The sequence below is a fragment of the Okeania sp. SIO1H4 genome (assembly GCF_010672695.1).
Classification (GTDB): domain Bacteria; phylum Cyanobacteriota; class Cyanobacteriia; order Cyanobacteriales; family Microcoleaceae; genus Okeania; species Okeania hirsuta.
This window is the reverse complement of sequence record NZ_JAAHGB010000060.1, coordinates 23,429-42,832: the sequence shown is the minus strand read 5'-3', so window position 1 is coordinate 42,832 and position 19,404 is coordinate 23,429. Positions and strand designations below refer to the sequence as shown.

Below are 19,404 nucleotides of genomic sequence, written 5' to 3'. Positions count from 1 at the left end.
AATCACTTTTTTTTAGTGGTCACTTTTTGGGGCTGGCCTCTCCGATGCGATCGCACCTCTGAGTATTCTATCTCAGGAAGAGGGCATTGCTCCTACTGGTCACTTATTTCTGCCATCCTGCACTAGCTTTGAAGGCATTTTCACTGTGAAAAATATCAAAGTACCGATATCCAATCAACCAAGAGAGGGAATACGCACTCCTGTGAGAGAATAAAGAATGAATAAAAATTATAGATTAGTCTTGAATTGCACCTCACGCTTCCTGAAATTTGCTGTAAGTCTACCGACTTATCTTCAAAAACTTTCTATAGGTATTTACATACATAACAAAGAAAAAGAATGGGTTGGTTATACCATTTCTCCATCAAGTTGCACTTAATATAAAGATGAGAATAGTCAGTGTAATAAAGTCTGAGCAACAATTATTAAGCGCATTGTTACAAAGAAATGGTATTACGACTTATGCTGATAATAAACCTTAGACAGGGAAATATTTTTCCTACTGTTGCCTGTTCCCTGTTCCCTCCTATAGATATCTGAACAGTTTTAATTATATATTTCAACTTTTAATTTAAAAAATCAAAATTTTGTCATCAATCCCTGATAAAAAAAATAAAAAAATTCCTGAATAAACCCACCAAGTTTCAATACTTTCAGAGCTTATTCTCAATTTTGTGATATTATCAAAAATAGTATAATTTGATGTAAGCTATGACTTAATAACAAAATAAAGCTCCAAATGCCCATGATTTCGTTGTTTTTGTAGCGATCGCCCTAAATTTTTACTAGCACAGCAAACTAATTTTATCCACCTTCCTTAACCAATAATTGACAAATATATAACAATAGTGTAAAGCAGAAATATTCAAGGAGGGTTGCTCAAAATCCCCTTGACAAAAATAACTTCTGACTTCTGAGTTATGAGTTCTGACTTCGTTAACCACCCTCCTTAACCAGTAATTGACAAAAATATAACCACAGTGGTATTTAAGAAAGTTTAGACAGGCAAATCTTAACAATGTGTTACAAAATATAGGAATACAAGTTATTTAGGTCAGGGTCAATTAACTGTGAAAGTATTCCGAACACTTGAGCCTCAAAACCAGCGCAGCCTAATGATGTTGTTCATTGCAGGCTTATTATTTTGGTCAAGTATAGCCACCTTACTACCCACCTTACCTCTTTACATAAATTTTATTGGAGGAACAAAACAACAAATTGGCCTGGTAATGGGTTGCTTCGCTGTGGGACTATTACTATCACGATTTTTTCTAGGACCATTAGCTGATACAAGAAGTAGGAAGTTAGTCCTAATAGTTGGCACAAGTGTAGCGGCGATCGCCCCACTCGGTTACTTACTACTAAAGTCTTTTCCTTTATTAATGGGAGTTCGTGCTTTTCACGGTATTAGTATTGCTGGAGTTACTATTGGTTATAGTGCTTTGGTCGCTGACTTGTCTCCTCCCGGTCGTAGGGGAGAATTAATTGGTTATATGAGTTTAGCAGCTCCTATAGGTATGGGAATTGGCCCAGCGATAGGAGGTTTTTTAGCAGAGGCGAGTGGTTATGTGGCTTTATTTATCCTTTGTTCTACTCTGGGAGTTATGAGTTTATTATGTGGTTCTTTTGTCAGGGAACAAAACACTACAGTAGGAAAAAATCAAACCGATCTAAATCCTGTTTTAAATGAGTTACAGCAACAAAAATTCTGGCAAATATTAGGGAGTCGTAGAGTTTTAGTCCCTAGTTTTGTGATGTTGATGGTGGGTTTAGTATTTGGTACAACAGTTACCTTTCTACCACTTTTTATTCAAGAAAGTGGAATTTCTCTGAATGCAGGACTTTTTTATACAGTTAGAGCGATCGCTAGTTTTATCATCCGCTGTTTTACTGGACGAGCTTCAGATAGATTTGGTCGCGGCATTTTTATCAGTGGAGGTCTCGCCTGTAGTTTGTTGAGTATGTTAACGTTATGGACAGCAAATAGCAGCAACACCATTTTACTCGCAGCTATTCTCGGAGGGACTTCTAGTGGCTTGGTTCTTCCTATGATGATTACTTTAATCACAGACCGATGTCTTCCTAGTCAAAGAGGTAAATTTTTCTCTCTTTGTATTGGTGGATTTGATTTAGGTTTGGCTTTAGCTGGTCCTTGTTTTGGTCTGGTGGCAGAGCAATTTAGTTTTAGTTATAGAAGTATGTTTGCTCTAGATGCTTGTCTTGTTTGTTTAGCACTAGCTACATTTATCACCATGTCAAACAAAGATTTGCCCCATTCCATCAGATTTGCTTCTGGTCAGGGACAAGATACTTATGCTATTAATTCTTAATACGGGCCTGGAGGGATTCGAACCCCCGACCTCATGGTCCGTAGCCACGCACTCTATCCACTAAGCTACAGGCCCCCGTCATCTTTAGTTTTGGATCAAGCTTAATTAAAAAGCTTTTCTTCCGCACTAATAATAAATAATAGCACACTTGAATAAAATGACAAGAGATTTTTTTAAATTCGAGCAAAGTTTAACTCATTTGGACGAAAAGGGGGAAGCTCAAATGGTTGATGTATCTGCTAAAGTGCCTACTGTGCGTCAGGCTGAAGCTGGTGGACAAGTACGGATATCAAGAACTATTCAAGCTGGTAATGCGCCAAAAAATTTAACTCATTTGGATGAAAAGGGGGAAGCTCAAATGGTTGATGTATCTGCTAAAGTGCCTACTGTGCGTCAGGCTGAAGCTGGTGGACAAGTACGGATGTCAAGAGAAACATTTGAAACTATTCAAGCTGGTAATGCGCCAAAAGGTGATGTTTTGGGAACTGCTAAGTTGGCTGGAATTATGGCGGCCAAGCAAACGGCTCAACTGATTCCTTTGTGTCATCCTTTGCCATTACAAAAAATAAATGTTCAGTTAATTGCCGATCCACAACTACCTGGATATCAGGTTCGGGCCATGGTGAAAACTAAGGCGGAAACTGGGGTGGAGATGGAAGCTTTGACGGCAGTTTCTGTGGCTGCTTTGACTTTGTACGATATGGCTAAGGCTTTGGAAAAGTCTATTTCTATTGAGTTGATTCGTCTGTTGAGTAAGAGTGGGGGTAAGTCTGGGGATTATCAATTGAGTTAGAAGTCATGCATCGAGTGCGTAATTATCAGATATCCGTTTTCTCCGGAAAGGCTACGCCAATAGTTGGGTCAATTCAGTTAGCCTCATAAGGTCGGAACTGCGGACTTCAGTTATCGGTACCTCCTGCAATCAGGAGGCAAAAAAATTCTGCATTTTCTTTTCTCTTGGTCAATTGGGTATGGCTAGGAAACCCGGAGAAGGTAGAGTCACTCCGTTTTTTCCTATGGGAATGTTAGGCTTTCCATGTCCCGCAGCGGTTAAATGTTAATTAGGGTTTGCTGATTAAATCTAAAAGCATTGACATATAAAGGTTTTAGCATTTTTTTTGTTGAAAAAAGTCCCAGCTTTTAAGTCGCTTAGGTTCAAAAAATTAGCATTTTAGGCGCATAGTTGCGCAGAAAAATCGGCGTTGCTTAAATGTAATGATAATTAGACATCTACTCCACCCATAGGGAGTAGGGGTAAAGAATTGATAATTTCTTTGGGATATAGATATTGATTTTTGATTCTTGGAGATGTCTATTAGCTGAAGGTAAAATTGAAAAACTGATGTTTTGCGTTGATACTTAATCTAAAAATCATTACCACAACGCTGAAAAATCAAGGGACTATTCTTCCTCCTACCTCCTCTATAATTCCCATTTCTCCTGACTCAGTCCTCCTAAGCCGACTGTGTAGGGGCACAATGAAATTGTCCCCAGAGAGTGTATTTCAGCTAAGAACAGACGGAGCAACACGGATTTATCCTGTTGCGTAGTATCTGCTGAGAATCCCCTCGGCAAGAGCCAGGGGAGTAGTCAATATTCTTTAGCAAATAATCTCCAAATTGCTAGCTTACCTTTAGAATAATTAAAGAAACTGAACTGTAATTAAATAAATTTATAAAGTATTATGCCTCCTCGTTGGCCTCGTAAACCTGACCGTAATGACCCAGAATTCCGAAAGTTAGACGACCGAATGAATTTTGCTATTCATGTGGCTATTTTTGCTGCTAGTAATTCTGGTATGTGGTTTTTCCGTAATCTCACAGCAGCGACTTGGCCTTGGGCTATCTGGGTAACAGGTGTTTGGGTATCATTATTGTTAGTTCACGGGATTTATATTTTCGCACTGGCAGATTATTCATCTACTACTGAGGATTCTGTATAAAAGAATTTTAGTGATTCTGTAGGTAAAAAAATTAGGTTTTATTGTTGTTATGAGTAATGGTAGTACAACACAAATAATTGAAAGTTTAGCAGCAGAAATAGGGGATAAAGTTTATATTGATATTGCTGGTTGGCATCTCTATTTATCTGATGCAAAACTACATTTAACTTTGGCAGAAAAGTTTTATCCTATTCTGATTGAGGAAGTACCTTCTGAAGGTAAAGTTGTGGAAATACTGCAAAATATTCCTGTTAAGTTAGGTGCGGGTAGACAAGAAGTTTCTCTGATTAACTTGTTGCCAATGCCCTGTCAAAGTGAGCTGATAGAAGTTTTGGCAGAGTTTAGAGCTGATTTATAAATTCAATCAGGACTTACCAAATAATTAATTATTAATTAAATACCTTGGTTAAAAACCTCCCCTTTCCAGAGGAAAAAAGAAATTTTTTTCCTTTTAGTCAATCCTCTCCCTAAAAGGGAGTAGTAATATCAAATCCAGTTATACAGTAATCGCAAAATTACTTCTTCTGATAGAATTGTTAGACACGAAAATAAAGAAATAGGTTTTGGTAAATATCTCAAGGGTGGTAATGGAAAAGTCAACTTTGAAGGACATGATATTGGAGGATGGTCTTGGATTGTTATACATGGTTCTTACTCTAATTCTGGGGTAGAACAGAAACATTTCCAAAAAGCATTAGAAGCAATCAATTTAGTGATTAGGTATTCTCCTGGTAACTATGAAACAATTATTCAATGGATTTTGGTAGGTTTTAACAGTTTTGTAGTGCTTCAGCAAGAATTATTTAGGGAAATTAGGCAAGAATGCTTGGAATTAAATGATGAGTTATAAAATTTGGGGATAATAATTAGTAATTGGGTTGTCTATTAAAAATCAACTAAATAGACAACCCAATTCTGTATTGAATGAATTACTATCTAGTTTTATTAGAATAATTATAGCAATCAGGAATCAGACGTGAGAATTGAGGTGTTCTTTAAAAGTAGAGAATATAGCAGTTATCATATTCATATTTATTCATTTTTTTGTTTTTCTCTGTTCCCTGTTCCCAGTTAAGTGTTCCCTAAAAGTATCCAATATCTCACAACTTAAATCATATTGTTATAGTTGGTTGTCATTTCATGTAAATTTGGCTTAATTTTGAGCCTAGAGGAAATTGAGTTAGGAAGAATATTGTCTGCCCTAAGTTTAGGGTGAATATGAAGTTTTTTAATGGCTTACAAAGTCACCAATTCTCAGGAAAATCTCAGGATAAATTATCATTAAACTAAGTTTAAGAAGATAATATTCTTTATATTATCTTGATTAAGTTTAAGTTAAAATAGGTGATTTATGGTGACAACTTTAAATATTGCCAAGAAATTTATAGGGAATCGTATAAATAGTCTGATTTTTGTTAAATTACGTTTGGCAACACTCTTGGTAATAGGAGTAATAACACTATTAACAACTATTATAGTGGCTTGGTTTGCTGGAATTGCTCAAATAGACACATTTTTTACTCAAATTCATTATTTTCAAGAAAATCCGCCCATGTGGGTACAAGTACCAACAGATAATAGTAAATATTTAGTTTTGCCGACAATTTTACTATTTTTAATTGCTCAAGGAATTATGAAAATTTCCCCTACTCCGAAAAATTGGTCGCGAGTTTTGGTAGTGGGAATTTTATTGGGTTTAACTATTCGTTATTTATCCTGGCGATCGCTCTCTACTTTAAATCTAAATAACCCTATAAACGGTATATTTAGTCTGGGTTTATTAGGTCTAGAAATTGTGACAATAAGTAGTGGTGTTCTAGGTTGGTTGTTGATGTTCAATGTTAAAAATCGTAAAAAGGAAGCAGATTATTTTTCTCAGACAATTTTAGACAAAACTTTTGAACCATCTGTGGATATTTTGATTCCCACTTATGATGAAGCAGAGTTTATTTTAGAGCGTACTGTTATTGGATGCCAAGCTTTAGAATATGAGAATAAAAAAGTTTATTTACTGGATGATACTAATAGACCGGAAGTGAAACATTTAGCAGAAAAATTAGGTTGTGAATATATAACTAGATATGATAATCCTGATGCAAAAGCTGGAAATCTCAACCACGCTATTACCAAAACAAATGGTGAAATTATTGTTATTTTTGATGCTGACTTTATTCCTACAAAAAACTTTCTAACTCGGACTTTAGGATTTTTCCAAAATGAACAACTTGCCTTATTACAAACTCCTCAAACTTTTTATAATATTGACCCTATTGCTAGAAATTTAGGTTTAGAAAATATCTTAACTCCAGAAGAAGAAATATTTTACCGACAAATTCAACCAATGAAAGATGGTGCAAATGGAGTTTTGTGTGCAGGAACTTCTTTTTTAGTCAGACGTAAAGCTTTAGAGTCGGTAGGAGGGTTTGTAACAGAATCAATTTGTGAAGATTGTTTTACAGGAGTTATTTTATTAGCTAAAGGTTATCAGTCAGTTTATTTAGAGGAAAAATTAAGTGCTGGTTTAGCTGCGGAAAATATTTCCTCTTATGCTACTCAAAGATTAAGATGGGCAAGGGGAACTTTACAAGGATTTTTTATTAGTTCTAATCCTTTGACAATTCCTGGATTAAGTATTGGTCAAAGATTGTCGTTTTTAGAAACATTTTTTAGTTGGTTTACTAGCATTAGTTATGTTGGTTTTCTGTTTATGCCAATAGCTTATGTTGTTTTTGATGTGATTCCAATTAAAGCTTCTGCTGCTGAATACTTATATTTCTTTTTGCCTTATTATTTGGCAAGTTTCACTGTATTTTCTTGGCTAAATTATCGTTCCCAGTCATTACTTTTGTCTGGTTTGAATCATACTATTTTGGCTTTTCCTAAAGCAATAACAATAATTAAAACTTTTCTAAATCCATTCTCAAAAAGATTTAAAGTTACACCAAAAGGAATTAAAAGCGATCACTACTATTTTAATATAAGTTTGTCTTTGCCTTTGGTAATATTTTTAGTGCTAAATAGTGTAAGTTTAGGATTTAATGTATATGGCAATTATATAAATCCAAGTTGGGAGGTGGGTGAACAGATAGAAAGTTTTAATTTGGGATTATTTTGGAGTGTTTATAATATATTGATGATTTGGGTAGCATTATTAGCATTAATAGATGTACCAAAGCAAGATATATATGAATGGTTTAATCTGCGAAGGGTAGTGAAGTTAAAAATTGGTAACCAAATACTTTGGGGTACTACTAGACAGATATCAGAGGTGGGTGCTGAGATAGAGATTAATCAGAAAATTTCTGATGGTTTATTGGTAGAAGATTTGCCACTAAAGTTGAAAATTGTTCCAGAAGAAATTTATTTACAAGGTAATGTAACTAATATAGAAATGAGTGAAAATTTTCCTTGTATAAAAGTAAGGTTTGAGGAAGTAAATTTATCTGAAAAACGACAATTAATAGAATTATTATTCTGTCGGCCTGGACAATGGCAGCGATTAAAAGTACCCGGTGAATTAAAATCTTTATGGTTATTATTGCGAGTGTTTTTGAAGCCAAGATTTATATTTGAAAGAAAACCGAAACAGGAAGCAATGGAAGTTGGTCAGCTATAGCACTAGGGGCAAGTCATTTTAGTTATCAGTTATCAATATCTCCCCATTAAATCAAAAAAATGACTATAAAAATCAACAAAAATTTCCTATCCCAACCCATAGTTATTTTACTAATTATTACCATAACTTTAGGAATAGGATTCCGCTTTCTCTACCTTGATAAAAAAGTCTATTGGCATGACGAAGTATATACCTCTTTAAGAGCTGCTGGTTTTAGCGGAGATGATATTGACCGAGAATCATTTCAAAACCAAATTATTCCAGCTAAACAACTACAAAAATATCAACAAATTAAACCACAAAGCACTTTAATAGGAACTCTCAATTCTCTAACAATTGAAAATCCCCATCATCCACCTTTATATTATTTTATAGCTCGCTTATGGATGCAAAAATTTGGTGGTTCCCTCGCTGCATCTCGTAGTTTACCAGCATTAATTAGTTTATTATCTTTGCCATTAATATATGTTCTAGCTAGGCAACTTTTTAATTCCCATTTAACTGCTTTACTGGCAACTACATTTTTAGCTGTATCACCTGTTGAAATTTTATTTGCTCAAACTGCTAGGCAATATAGTTTAGTTACTGTTTTGAGTATTGCTAGTAGTATTTTATTATTGAAAGCTCTAGATTCTCGCAGTTGGAAAAAATGGGGATTATATATTGTTATTTCTGCTGTTGGTTTATATACTCATTTGTTTTTTTGTTTCACTCTAATCTCCCATGGCATATTTGTAATTAGCAATTGGTTTTTCTCAAATTATGTAGTCAGAATTTCTCCTGAAAATCAATCTAATTTATCAAAATTTCAACTTTTGATTCAAACATTACCTTTGGATTATTTCATGGCCTCAGTAGGAATAATAATTCTCTATCTTCCTTGGATAATTGTAGTAATTAATAATCTGCAACAAGCCTATTATGCAACAAATTGGGTAAGAGTATCAGTTAGCTTCGATTTTTTATTAAAAAAGTGGATTTTGAGTTTTTCATGTATGTTTATTGACTTAGATTTTGGTTTTTATAATATCGGCACATATTTACTGAGATTGCTATTTTTAATTATTATTGCTTGGGGAATTTATATGGTTTGTCGTTATTGTAATCTTTCCACAAAATTATTTATTCTGACTTCTATTTTTATACCATTTATAATATTAGTAATACCTGATTTAGTGCAAGGTGGAAAACGTTCTGCCATCACCCGTTATTTAATTCCCTGTTTTCCGGCAATATATTTATCAGTTGCTTATTTATTAGGGAAATATTTGAGTCAAAAATATTGGCGAGTAGTTTTAGGGATATTATTGACAGCGAGTATTACATCCTGCACTGTCAGCGCTATTTCTGATACTTGGTGGCATAATGCCCCTAGTTATTTTAATGGGGAGGTTGCTAAAAAAATTAACGCTAGCGACTCCCCAATATTATTGAGTGACTTGGGCGTTAATTATACTAACAGGGGAGATTTAATTTCACTCAGTTATATATTAGATGATGACGTTCGACTATTATTATTGAACAATTCTCCAAATTTTGAAATAGTTGAGAATGAGTCAGAGATATTTGTATTTCGACCCTCTGAAAGACTGAGGGAAGCGCTGAAAGCAAAACAGTGGGAATTTGAGTCTGTTGTAAATGAGGAATTGTGGAAAGTTAAGAATAGTTCATTAATGGATAATTGATAATTGATAATTGATAATTACCTCTTCCTTTTAGGAAGAGGATTGACTAAAAGGAAAAAAATTATTTTTTACCCCTTGAAAGGGGAGGCTTTAATTATTTAAAAATTTAAAAATTTAATCATTTAATTATTAATTATTTAGTAAATAAGTCTATAGATCGATACCATAAAAGTTTTGGTCTTATCTGTTTGCGCACAATTCCGCAGGAAAGCAAACCTTATTATGCTATAGTTCATATTCATTTTAGATAGCTATATCTATCATTTTACCCTTTTTAAGGAAGGAATAAGAAGTAATACCAATTTGATAAATGTTTGCTACAAATAGATGGGGGAATTTTTAGGAGTCAGGAGTCAGGAGTCAGGAGTCGCATGGGAATTGCTTCAATACCATTTTTTAGTTCGTAAATCATCTTTTTGGTCAAAGGGACATCTCCTGTAAAATATTTTTATCACCCTTACTATTCGTAACATTCTTTTTTCAAAATGGTATAAAGAGTCGAAAACGCTCAAAAAGTTAGTATAAAAGGTAAGAGTAGGGCAAAAAAATTTCTCCCCTACTTCTTAAAAATACTTTTTCAGCAAACCCTGTTTATCCCTTCTTTTTTCTTTCTTCTTTCTTCTTCCTTATTAGGTTATAGTTTGGCGATCGCTTTTTTTATCCGACTAATACCTTCGCGAATATTTTCAATAGAATTTGCGGGTATATAATCTTAAATATCCATCTCCAAATTTTCCATAGGCAGTTCTGGGTAATAAGGCAACTCCAATTTCAGGTAACAAATAATCTGCCAGTTTTTGACAACTTATGGATATATTATTTTCCAGCATTCATAGGTTAGTTTGAGTAACCAAAAACCAACATAACCAGTCAAACAAAGAATCAGAAGTTTAGCGATCGCTTTTTTTATCCGACTAATACCTTCGCGAATATTTTCAATAGAATTTGCGGGTATATAATCTTAAATATCCATCTCCAAATTTTCCATAGGCAGTTCTGGGTAATAAGGCAACTCCAATTTCAGGTAACAAATAATCTGCCAGTTTTTGACAACTTATGGATATATTATTTTCCAGCATTCATAGGTTAGCTTGAGTAACCAAAAACCAAAATAACCAGTCAAACAAAGAATCAGATTTTCATCCCAAGAATTTCTCCGATGGCAAAATCTGAGAATGACAAAGTTTTGCTGGAATAAATATGGGTAAAATTTCTTTCATTCCTAGAGAAATTTAACAGAAAAATTTACAACTAAAAGAGGATAGCTATAGTTTAGCGATCGCTATTTTTATCTGACTAATACCTTCGCGAATATTTTCAATGGAATTTGCGGGTATATAATCTTAAATATCCATCTCCAAATTTTCCATAGGCAGTTCCTGGTAATAAGGCGACTCCTGCTTCAGCTAATAAATAATCTGCCAGTTTTTCGCAACTTATCGGCAGTTGCTTCACATTGGGAAAAGTATAAAAAGCACCTGCTGGTTTTCGACAATTAATACCTGGAATAGAATTTAAACCCTCCACAATAACATCACGTCTTTGTTTAAATTCGGCGAACATTTCCTTGACAAATTCCTGAGAATTTTTGATAGCTTCTATGCCAGCTATTTGAGTAAATGAACAAGCACAAGAATTAGAATTTAACATCAACTGATCTAATTTTTCTGCTATTGGTTTGGGAGAAACAGAATAACCTAAACGCCAACCAGTCATAGCATAAGTTTTTGAATGCCCATCTAATAAAATTGTGCGTTCTTTCATACCAGGAAAACTAATGATACTGGTAAATTTTGAATCGTAGATTAAGTGGGAGTAAATTTCGTCAGAGAGGATATAAAAGTTATGTTTAACTGCTAGTTCAGCTATAGCTTCTAAATATTCGGGAGTTAATACACTTCCAGTTGGATTATGAGGAGAATTCAGAATTAGTAATTTTGTCTTCTCAGAAATAGAATTAGCTAAATTATCAATACTAAATTGAAAGTCTAATTCTTCCAATAAAGGTAATGGAATAGGTTTCCCTCCCACTAAATTAATGACTGATTCATAAACAGGAAATCCAGGGTTCGGATAAATAACCTCATCTCCAGGATTTATTAATGCTAAAAGAGTGAAAAATATAACTGGTTTTGCCCCTGGCATTACTACTACTTCATCAGAATTAACTGATATATTTCGAGTTTGAGAAATATGTTCTGCTATTACTTCTTTTAACTCTAATAAACCTGCTGCTGGAGTATAAGTTGTATAACCATCATTCATAGCTTGGAAAGCAACTTCACGAATATTTTGAGGAGTCTTAAAATCAGGTTGACCTATTTCTAAATGAATAATATTTCGACCTTGAGATTCTAACTCTTTTGCCTTAGTAAAAACTTCAATGGCAGCATCGCCACCTAAGCCATTCATTCTGGTTGCAAAGTTCATAGTTAAATAGATGATATTTTCTTGATAATTTTACTATAGTAATTAGTTATATAGCGATCGCCGAATGATTTATGAGATATTTGAAAATATAGCAATTCCCACGAAGAGTGAGGTAAAAAATTTGTAATTTTTAGGGAGTAGGGAGTAGGGGGTAGTCATTCTGGTTCGGTGAGAATACCAAAGAAGAAAAACAACTGTACCTCAGTAACTTGAGAAACACTATATTTAAGTATTTAAGATGAATCAAAATCCTTTTATATTCTGATAGGCGTGACTCAATGACTCCTAATTAACTCTCAAACAAATTAGGCGATCGCTACCTCATTAAAGTTTTTTCATCAAAGAAGTTAACTCAGAAAAATATATCTCTATCTAATTTTTGATTATGATTGAAAGTGTTTGGTAGTTTAGGGTAACTATCTTAAGTTAAAAAAGGAATATTTAGTTATGCCTAAAACTTGCTTTAGTGTTGATGTTTTTTGAGAATTATAGAAAGTTTATATCTATATTTTATAAAGGCGAGCTTAACTCACGGCAAAAGTTTTCAAGGTACTGAATTTCCTTAGCTATTGCTGACTTACTCTTCCAGATTAAATATATTTTTTCTACTTCTATTTATTTACTAATTTTCTAGGGTAATCCTAGATTGGTTGTGACAATTTTGATAATAGCTAATTTGATCTGAAAACCTGGAACATTCTAACTCTTAACTGCCACCAAAATATTACAACTTAAATAGGATTGCTATAGGGTAATTCCTAAAATAGATTCATCCCAATAATCTTTAAATTTAGAGCCAGACATTTTTTGAGTATATAGGTTATTGAAACGTTGATTTTGTTCATCTGTAAAATAATTACGCCAGTCTCCTACTATTCCTTTTCTTAAATGTGGAGCTTCATTTTGATTAATTATCATCCAATTACAATCAGCTTGATCATTTTTTTTCATTTCGTCTAATCTACTGCCAATTGCTACTTTATCTATAACTTCTTCTGATCCTTTAATTTCCAAAAAAACGGCTAATTTACACAGACAAATTTTGATATTTTTCTGCAATTCTTCGTATGTAAGATATAAGACTTGTTGACGAGATGATAAAAATTTTTCCCAATGCAAGTGAAAATCAAACCAACTTCCATAATGAACTTGACCTGATAAATATAATTCAAAAAAGTCATCCCAATTTCCCTGATAAGATATACTCTTTTTTCCTTTCAAATGATGGTACATGGAAACAGCAACATCTTTAGGATTTCTGATTAAAAATATGTATTTTGTATTCGGAAGTCCTTCGGGTATTAAATGAGGCCAGCCATGAAAAGTTAAGATTCGAGGGGATGGGAGAGATTCAAAATACTCGTAAGAATGTTCTCTAGCAATATCTGAACATGGAGGTAAACAAAATTCTAGCCAGGGAAAAGCTTCTTTCATTGTTAAATTAGGTTGATTACCTTGATTATTTAAAAGTAAAAGAATCTGCTGTAGCCAAGTAGTACCAGATTTTATATAACAAACAAAAAAAATATCTTCATTTCTGGTTTTGAAGCGAGTCAGTATAGTATTTATTTTTTCTTCAGTAACAAATTTAGGATATACTATGCCATCTACCATGCAATACCAAGAAGAATCTTGAGTTTTCATTTGAACGACCTCAATAAGTTAATTTTTCGATAGTAAAAAAAATGCTCAATTTATAGCTTTAAGATGAAGAAAAAACAAATGTTAGCTCTTGGTTTACATCGATTTGCAGTAGCTATGGTAGCTAGAGGTTTATCTCCTCTATTGCCAGTATATGCAATATATTTAGATGCTAATTCCCAATTAGTAGGTTACTATATGTCATTTTTGCAAATTGCTTTAATTACTGGGAATTTTTTGGGTGGTTGGTTAGGAGATAAACTGGGAAATAAAAAAGTTTTGCTTATTGCTAGTACGGTAGTTAGTATTCCAACTATCTGGTTAATAGGTCAAGTTAATAATATTTGGCAACTAGCTACTTTGACAAGTATTGTTTGGTGTTTTTATCTCGGTATTGGTATTAATCTTAATATTACCCTAGTAGGTTTATTTAGTCACCCAGAGGAAAGAGGAAAAGTATTTGGCATATTTTCTGTTGTAGCAGCTTTGGCTGGATTATTAGCAGGTTTAACATTTGGTCCTATTGCCGATCTATGGGGTTATTCGACTATGTTTAAATTTGTTTGTTTGTTTTCCTGCTTTTTTGCTTTATCGGAATTATTTTTGGAGGATAAACCTGTCTCTAATACTTTCTTGTCAGAGAAAAGAACTGAACAGTCAACAAAAAAATGGTCGAAAGAATTTTTATTGATGCTAATAGCTACTGTTATAATGGGGTCGGTTTCTTTTGGGGGTAATTTAGGTATTTCTTTGGCTATGAACCAGCAAGGTTTTCTGTTGAGACATATTTCTTTTGTGATGGGTTTCAGTGCTAGTATTTCTTTTTTATTTTCCCCTCTCAGTGGTTGGATGAGTGATAAATTTGGTCATAAACCAATATTAATTTCATGTTATTTAATAGGTGCATTTGGTATTTTTTCCCTTGCAAGTGCAGTATCTCTATGGCAATTTTATTTAGCTGCTTGTGGAATATCTTTCTTGTCTTATGTTGCTTTAGGTCCTAGTTCTGCTCTAGTAGCAGATTTAGTTGCTCCAGATTTTTTGGGAAGAGGTTTTTCTCTGTTTAGGACGGCACTCCGAGTCGGAGGAATTCTTGGCTTTACTTTTACTGGTAGTTTGATTGATAAAATGGGAATAAGTTTAATATTTGTTTTGGAAGGATTAATTTTAATTGTTGCAGTTTGTTTGTTAATTCCTCAGCAATACTCGAGACAAAAATTATAGTTTCTGCTATTCTAGTGCGACCTCTACAAATGTTTGATATTGAGACAATTAATGTGCCAATATTTCTCATAAGTAGAGATACAAAAAAATTGGCGTTGCTGAATAAAAGTATGATTTTACAGGAGTAGGAATTATGAGCTAGAAAGGATTCCTTTTTCCTTCACTATTTTATTGCCACTAATGTCATGTCTAATTCTTGGACAAGATTATTGTATAGAGAACTTTGTTGGAGAAGATATTCTGTATCGTCAATCCTATCTTTTTCATGTTCATACCAAAGTTGACTAGGAATATAGCGAACTTCTATCAAATCAAAATTTATACCTAAATATATACCCAGTGGTGTAGTAGGATACCCTTTTTCCTGTCGCTCTTTGTTTAGTTTTTGAGAAAACATACTTAAACCATAGGGAGTAATTGGACGTACATGAGTAGGGTCATGTAGGAGGTTATCGTGGCGATGGTGGGGAACTTTGATATGCACCTTTGCCCCTGGTTTACATATTCTGTATATTTCCTGAATAATTTTCAGATAGATTTCTGTCTGTTGTCCGAGATGTTCTAATACATGACTCATTTCAATTTCTGCCACGCTATTATCTTCCCACAGCCAAGGAAATGTTTCTAAATCTAATCTAATGTCAGGCTCTCCAAATTTGTCTACATTGATATAACCATCTAGATGTCTCCCTCCACAGCCTAAATTTAGGCATAGGTCAGATTTAAATTTGCGCGGGTTCCATTGAGAACGTTGCTCTTCAATATGGGTATTTTTTCTATCTTTCTTGAGATGTCGCGGACTACTTTCAAAAGATAAAGAGGAGGGAAGCGCATCTGGTTGGTATTTTTCTCGAATAAAAGATTCTATATCTATATATGAAGGAGAAAAGATAGCTGGATTAGATACTATTGATTGGTAACTATTAATTTCAGTGGAAAATACCCTCGACTGATAACTTCTCAGTGCAGCAGAAAATAGACCAGTACCATCATCAAAAAATCGCTCAGTTGTAGCTCCGTAATTTTCGTATGGATAAAAAGCTAGGTCAGCAGGAGCTTTTGCTGCTACCCATGAAATGTAACACCAATATTCACTAAAGGTTTCAAATTGATTAGCAGAGCGCATCATCAATAATAACCAGTTTTCGTCTGATTGAAAATAGCTTTTTATTTGGTTTTTAAATGATTTTAGATGTTCTTGTTTGAACCACATATGATGGGGAATAAATGTACCTTCATGGTCTGTAAGTGGCTCAACCCCAAGTACCGAGGTAATCCATTTAGCCCATTTTGATACGATATGAGGATTACCATATTTATTGTGTTGTAAAAGTGCAAATTTGTGTTGTGTAGTTTCTTGATGAGTACTTATGAGTTGCCAAGTATTAACAGGAAGTAGGTCGCTATCCCAAACAACAAACCATTCGCTTAGGTTATCAATACCTTCATAAGCACCAAGTTTTAATAACTGCTGATAAAACCAACCAGGATTATAAAGTGATTTACCTAAATCAAGTTCTGAACAAATTGCTTCTTTTGTCAGACCATTATTTTGAAAAAAGTATTCTTCCTTGTGGGTATAAAGTGAAGTAACTTGCCATTCTTTAGCTTTTTGTTCTAATAATTGTGCCTCAGTTTCTGGAGCTATTATGTGGATAGTTCGAGGTTTGTAGTGGTGAGTAATTCCTTCTATAACAGCTTGGGTATTCCAACGCACTTTGTAAAGGGGGATAACAAAATCGAATGTTTCTTTTGACATAATTTTAGACAATTTTCTCTACATACTTCAGATAAGTTGACTTGCTGAGTTTTTCCACTCAGAATACCTTTGATTCTTAGTGAGTATTTAACCAGGAAGGATAATATTCTATTCATAAAAATTCTGTTTTGTCAAATGTTAATAGTAAGCATTTCCTGCGGACTGCTGCGCAAACAGCTATTAGCATTCAGCTTTTCCTGGATCATGCCTTCGCAAACAGCTTTTGAACGTAATAACTTACTAAGGTTAGCTAAGGATCAATTTGATTCATATTTAACTTCTTGGAGACTAATTCCTATTTCCTGGATAATGAGTTAATAATTCATAGCTTATAGCTGATAACGCGGTTCCTATGTAAGAGTCTAGCTGATGGCTAAATCTTTATTGTTAATCTATTTTTATTTGTGATTTTATTGCGAACTAAAATAATATAGTTACAGTAAACAAGGGGGGAAAGGGGAGTAGGGAATGGGAAAAATTATGCTTATATTTTTCTAATTTGTCAAACCCACGGCGTAAGCATTCAGATATTAGTTTTAGCTTTTCCTAGGGAATGCGCTCGCATTCAGCTTTGGAACGTAATAATAATACTAATTTCATAAAATATTGCTATAGTGGCTTTGTTTTTAGGAGTCAACCCACCCCTCGCCCCTCCCCCTCCCAGGAGGGGAACTCAGAACTCAGGAGGTAAGAATTTATAATATTTATTTTTTCTGAGATTAAAACAGTTCCATGATTGACTAAAAATAATTATTAAACTATAATAAATTGTTTTTTATCAAGGGATAATTTGATTCTTTTCCCGACGTTTTCAGCAAATTTACTAACTGTTTTGTCATCATTTTACTGTAACTATCTATGCATTCATTTAGTATAAATTACTAAGGTTAGCTAACGATCAATTTCATTTATATTTCACTCTTTGGAGACTAATTTGTCCTTCCAAGATATGAGTTAATAACTCATAACTGATAGCTGATAGCTGACGACTGAATGTTTACCCCACGGCTTATTTACTTGAGGGGGGAAGCAAAGTTTCAATATTTTAAGTTTATACAAATAAAATCAATGAAAATATCCTCTATTCCACGAGTAATAAAATTTTTTATTTTAATGATATTCGTGCTAATTGTTATTATTTTTTCTTCGAGAGCAGCTTTTAAGGGAATAAATATTCAACCTAAACTGCCGGAGTTGACATCAGCTAATACATTTCAACCTGAGCGTAGTGAAAGTATATTAAATCTACCTGTAAAAATTCCTTTGACTGATATTGAGAAAGCATTGAATCTGAATATTCCTCAGACATTTGTGGGTACAGAAGCTGATCCTACAGATTTGCTCTCTAATGATAATCTTACCTACGAAATTAATCGCAAAGAATTAAGTATTGGTACTCAAAATAATCTGATAACTTTTTCAGTACCAATATTAGGAACTGCAAGAGTAAAAGGTGAAGTTAATTTACGTCTTTTTGAGATACCAGTTAGTGTGGAGACAAATATTGCAGGTACAATTTTTGGCGATCTTTTTTTAGGAATAGATAATGAATGGAATATTCAACCGAATCTAAATGTATCGACTAATTTAACTAAAGCAGAAGTACCAATAAAAAATATTGGTACTATTAGTATTCGTAGTCTTCTGAAAAAACAGGTGGATAAGGCTATTAATAAAGAGAAGCCTAAATTAATCGCTGAACTTGTTAAAAATTTAAACCTAAAAGCAGAAGTAACAAAACAATGGAATAATTTGCATTTGTCAGAAAAAATAAATCAAGACCCTTCAATTTGGATTAAAACTGAACCACAAAGTATTAGTTTCAAAGAGTTTAATTTGAGTGATGGTGCAAATGTTCAATCTGGAATTGCTATTAAGATGTTTGTCGATACTTGTATATGTAAAGAAGCTCCTGTTATTAATTTTAAACCGTTGCCTAATCTTACTATTCAAGAGCAGATAATAGATAAGTTTTTAATAAATTTACCTGTGCAAGTTTCCCTTGATGAATTTAATAATACTCTTCAATCTAAAGTTAGGGGTAAGTCTTTGTCTGTTGATGAAAATCTGAAACTCATTGTTAATGAAATTAATTTATCTGCATCAGGTGAAAAAATTCTTGTTAAGGTTGATTTTAAGACTGATAAAGGCAGTTTGCTTCAGGGAGCAAAAGGAATATTATATCTTTGGGGTAAGATTTTTTATGATAAAGAGTCTAATAATCTGAAAGTGGTTGAACTGGATTATGATGTTGATACAAAAAATACTTTATTATCAACAGCAGATTCGCTTTTGAAACCTGTTTTACTTGAGCAAATTGAAGAACGTCTTTCCTTCCCTTTAGACCAAGAATTAATTCGAGCTAAAGATGAAGCTAATGAATATATCCAGAAGATAAAGTTGCCTTCGGAAATTGATGCAAATATTGAGGTTAAAACAATTGAAGTTGAAAAGGTTATTGTGACGAATAATGATATTTTTATGGTTTTAGTAGCAGATGGAAATATGTCTGCTCTTTTAAATTTAGGGAGTAAGGAGTAGAGAGTAGGGAATAGTGGGAATTACACAAAAAAGAAGTAAAAAATAGGCTCAAATATAGACAAGTAGATGTTTTGATGTCAAAAAGGCATGAATCATTAATTAGCAAAAGTTCTAGCTATTTTTAGTTTATTGAAGTAATTCCCTTACCTAAACTGAAATTCAGGTATTTTTTCTGCCATAAAATTTCTAAGTACCAATAGGAAAGAAAAAATACTTTATTTCATTAATATGAGAAC

13 protein-coding genes and 1 tRNA gene are annotated in these 19,404 nt (G+C 33.4%); 10 read left to right on the top strand and 4 right to left on the bottom strand.

Going from position 1 to position 19,404, the window contains the following annotated elements; all coding sequences use genetic code 11:
- The first annotated feature begins 1,118 nt into the window (after positions 1-1,118).
- Positions 1,119-2,330, top strand: coding sequence for an MFS transporter (locus F6K06_RS26615; RefSeq protein WP_124145461.1), 1,212 nt, complete (start codon positions 1,119-1,121; stop codon positions 2,328-2,330).
- 2 nt (positions 2,331-2,332) lie between these two features.
- Here F6K06_RS26615 and F6K06_RS26610 read toward each other — a convergent pair.
- Positions 2,333-2,405: transfer RNA gene (locus F6K06_RS26610), tRNA-Arg, on the bottom strand.
- Between the two features lie 223 nt (positions 2,406-2,628).
- On the opposite strand from F6K06_RS26610, the gene moaC reads away from it, so the two are divergent.
- The 6 genes from moaC to F6K06_RS26580 all read left to right on the top strand — a co-directional run bounded on the left by moaC (position 2,629) and on the right by F6K06_RS26580 (position 9,573).
- Complete coding sequence (moaC, locus tag F6K06_RS26605; RefSeq protein ID WP_275670389.1) at positions 2,629-3,123, top strand: cyclic pyranopterin monophosphate synthase MoaC; 495 nt, start codon at positions 2,629-2,631, stop codon at positions 3,121-3,123.
- A gap of 891 nt (positions 3,124-4,014) precedes the next feature.
- Positions 4,015-4,272, top strand: a complete 258-nt coding sequence (locus F6K06_RS26600; RefSeq protein WP_124145454.1) for a 2TM domain-containing protein — start codon at positions 4,015-4,017, stop codon at positions 4,270-4,272.
- A gap of 49 nt (positions 4,273-4,321) precedes the next feature.
- The gene (locus F6K06_RS26595; RefSeq protein WP_124145455.1) at positions 4,322-4,630 is read left to right on the top strand and encodes a DUF3181 family protein; all 309 of its coding nucleotides are present in this window, start codon (positions 4,322-4,324) and stop codon (positions 4,628-4,630) included.
- A gap of 354 nt (positions 4,631-4,984) precedes the next feature.
- Positions 4,985-5,122: a hypothetical protein gene (locus F6K06_RS26590; RefSeq protein ID WP_161564571.1), complete on the top strand. Its 138-nt coding sequence runs from the start codon at positions 4,985-4,987 to the stop codon at positions 5,120-5,122.
- A gap of 501 nt (positions 5,123-5,623) precedes the next feature.
- Positions 5,624-7,888, top strand: coding sequence for a glycosyltransferase (locus F6K06_RS26585; RefSeq protein ID WP_192901136.1), 2,265 nt, complete (start codon positions 5,624-5,626; stop codon positions 7,886-7,888).
- Between the two features lie 59 nt (positions 7,889-7,947).
- Positions 7,948-9,573 (top strand): glycosyltransferase family 39 protein, encoded by a 1,626-nt coding sequence (locus tag F6K06_RS26580; RefSeq protein ID WP_124145456.1) that lies wholly within the window; start codon positions 7,948-7,950, stop codon positions 9,571-9,573.
- A 1,317-nt stretch (positions 9,574-10,890) separates the two neighbouring features.
- Here the strand turns inward: F6K06_RS26580 and F6K06_RS26575 are convergent.
- Positions 10,891-12,003: a pyridoxal phosphate-dependent aminotransferase gene (locus F6K06_RS26575; RefSeq protein ID WP_205127398.1), complete on the bottom strand. Its 1,113-nt coding sequence runs from the start codon at positions 12,001-12,003 to the stop codon at positions 10,891-10,893.
- A gap of 744 nt (positions 12,004-12,747) precedes the next feature.
- Positions 12,748-13,647 carry a sulfotransferase domain-containing protein gene (locus F6K06_RS26570; protein ID WP_124145457.1) on the bottom strand — a complete coding sequence of 300 codons (900 nt, stop codon included), beginning with the start codon at positions 13,645-13,647 and terminating at the stop codon, positions 12,748-12,750.
- Between the two features lie 63 nt (positions 13,648-13,710).
- Here F6K06_RS26570 and F6K06_RS26565 point away from each other — a divergent pair, with 63 nt between their 5' ends.
- Positions 13,711-14,868, top strand: coding sequence for an MFS transporter (locus tag F6K06_RS26565; protein WP_124145458.1), 1,158 nt, complete (start codon positions 13,711-13,713; stop codon positions 14,866-14,868).
- 163 nt (positions 14,869-15,031) lie between these two features.
- Here F6K06_RS26565 and F6K06_RS26560 read toward each other — a convergent pair whose 3' ends face one another.
- The gene (locus tag F6K06_RS26560) at positions 15,032-16,627 is read right to left on the bottom strand and encodes a DUF6492 family protein (RefSeq protein WP_287243604.1); all 1,596 of its coding nucleotides are present in this window, start codon (positions 16,625-16,627) and stop codon (positions 15,032-15,034) included.
- A gap of 553 nt (positions 16,628-17,180) precedes the next feature.
- Here F6K06_RS26560 and F6K06_RS26555 point away from each other — a divergent pair.
- Positions 17,181-17,318 carry a hypothetical protein gene (locus F6K06_RS26555; RefSeq protein ID WP_287308910.1) on the top strand — a complete coding sequence of 46 codons (138 nt, stop codon included), beginning with the start codon at positions 17,181-17,183 and terminating at the stop codon, positions 17,316-17,318.
- A 302-nt stretch (positions 17,319-17,620) separates the two neighbouring features.
- Positions 17,621-19,168 (top strand): DUF4403 family protein, encoded by a 1,548-nt coding sequence (locus F6K06_RS26550; protein ID WP_124145459.1) that lies wholly within the window; start codon positions 17,621-17,623, stop codon positions 19,166-19,168.
- The last annotated feature ends 236 nt before the right edge of the window (positions 19,169-19,404 follow it).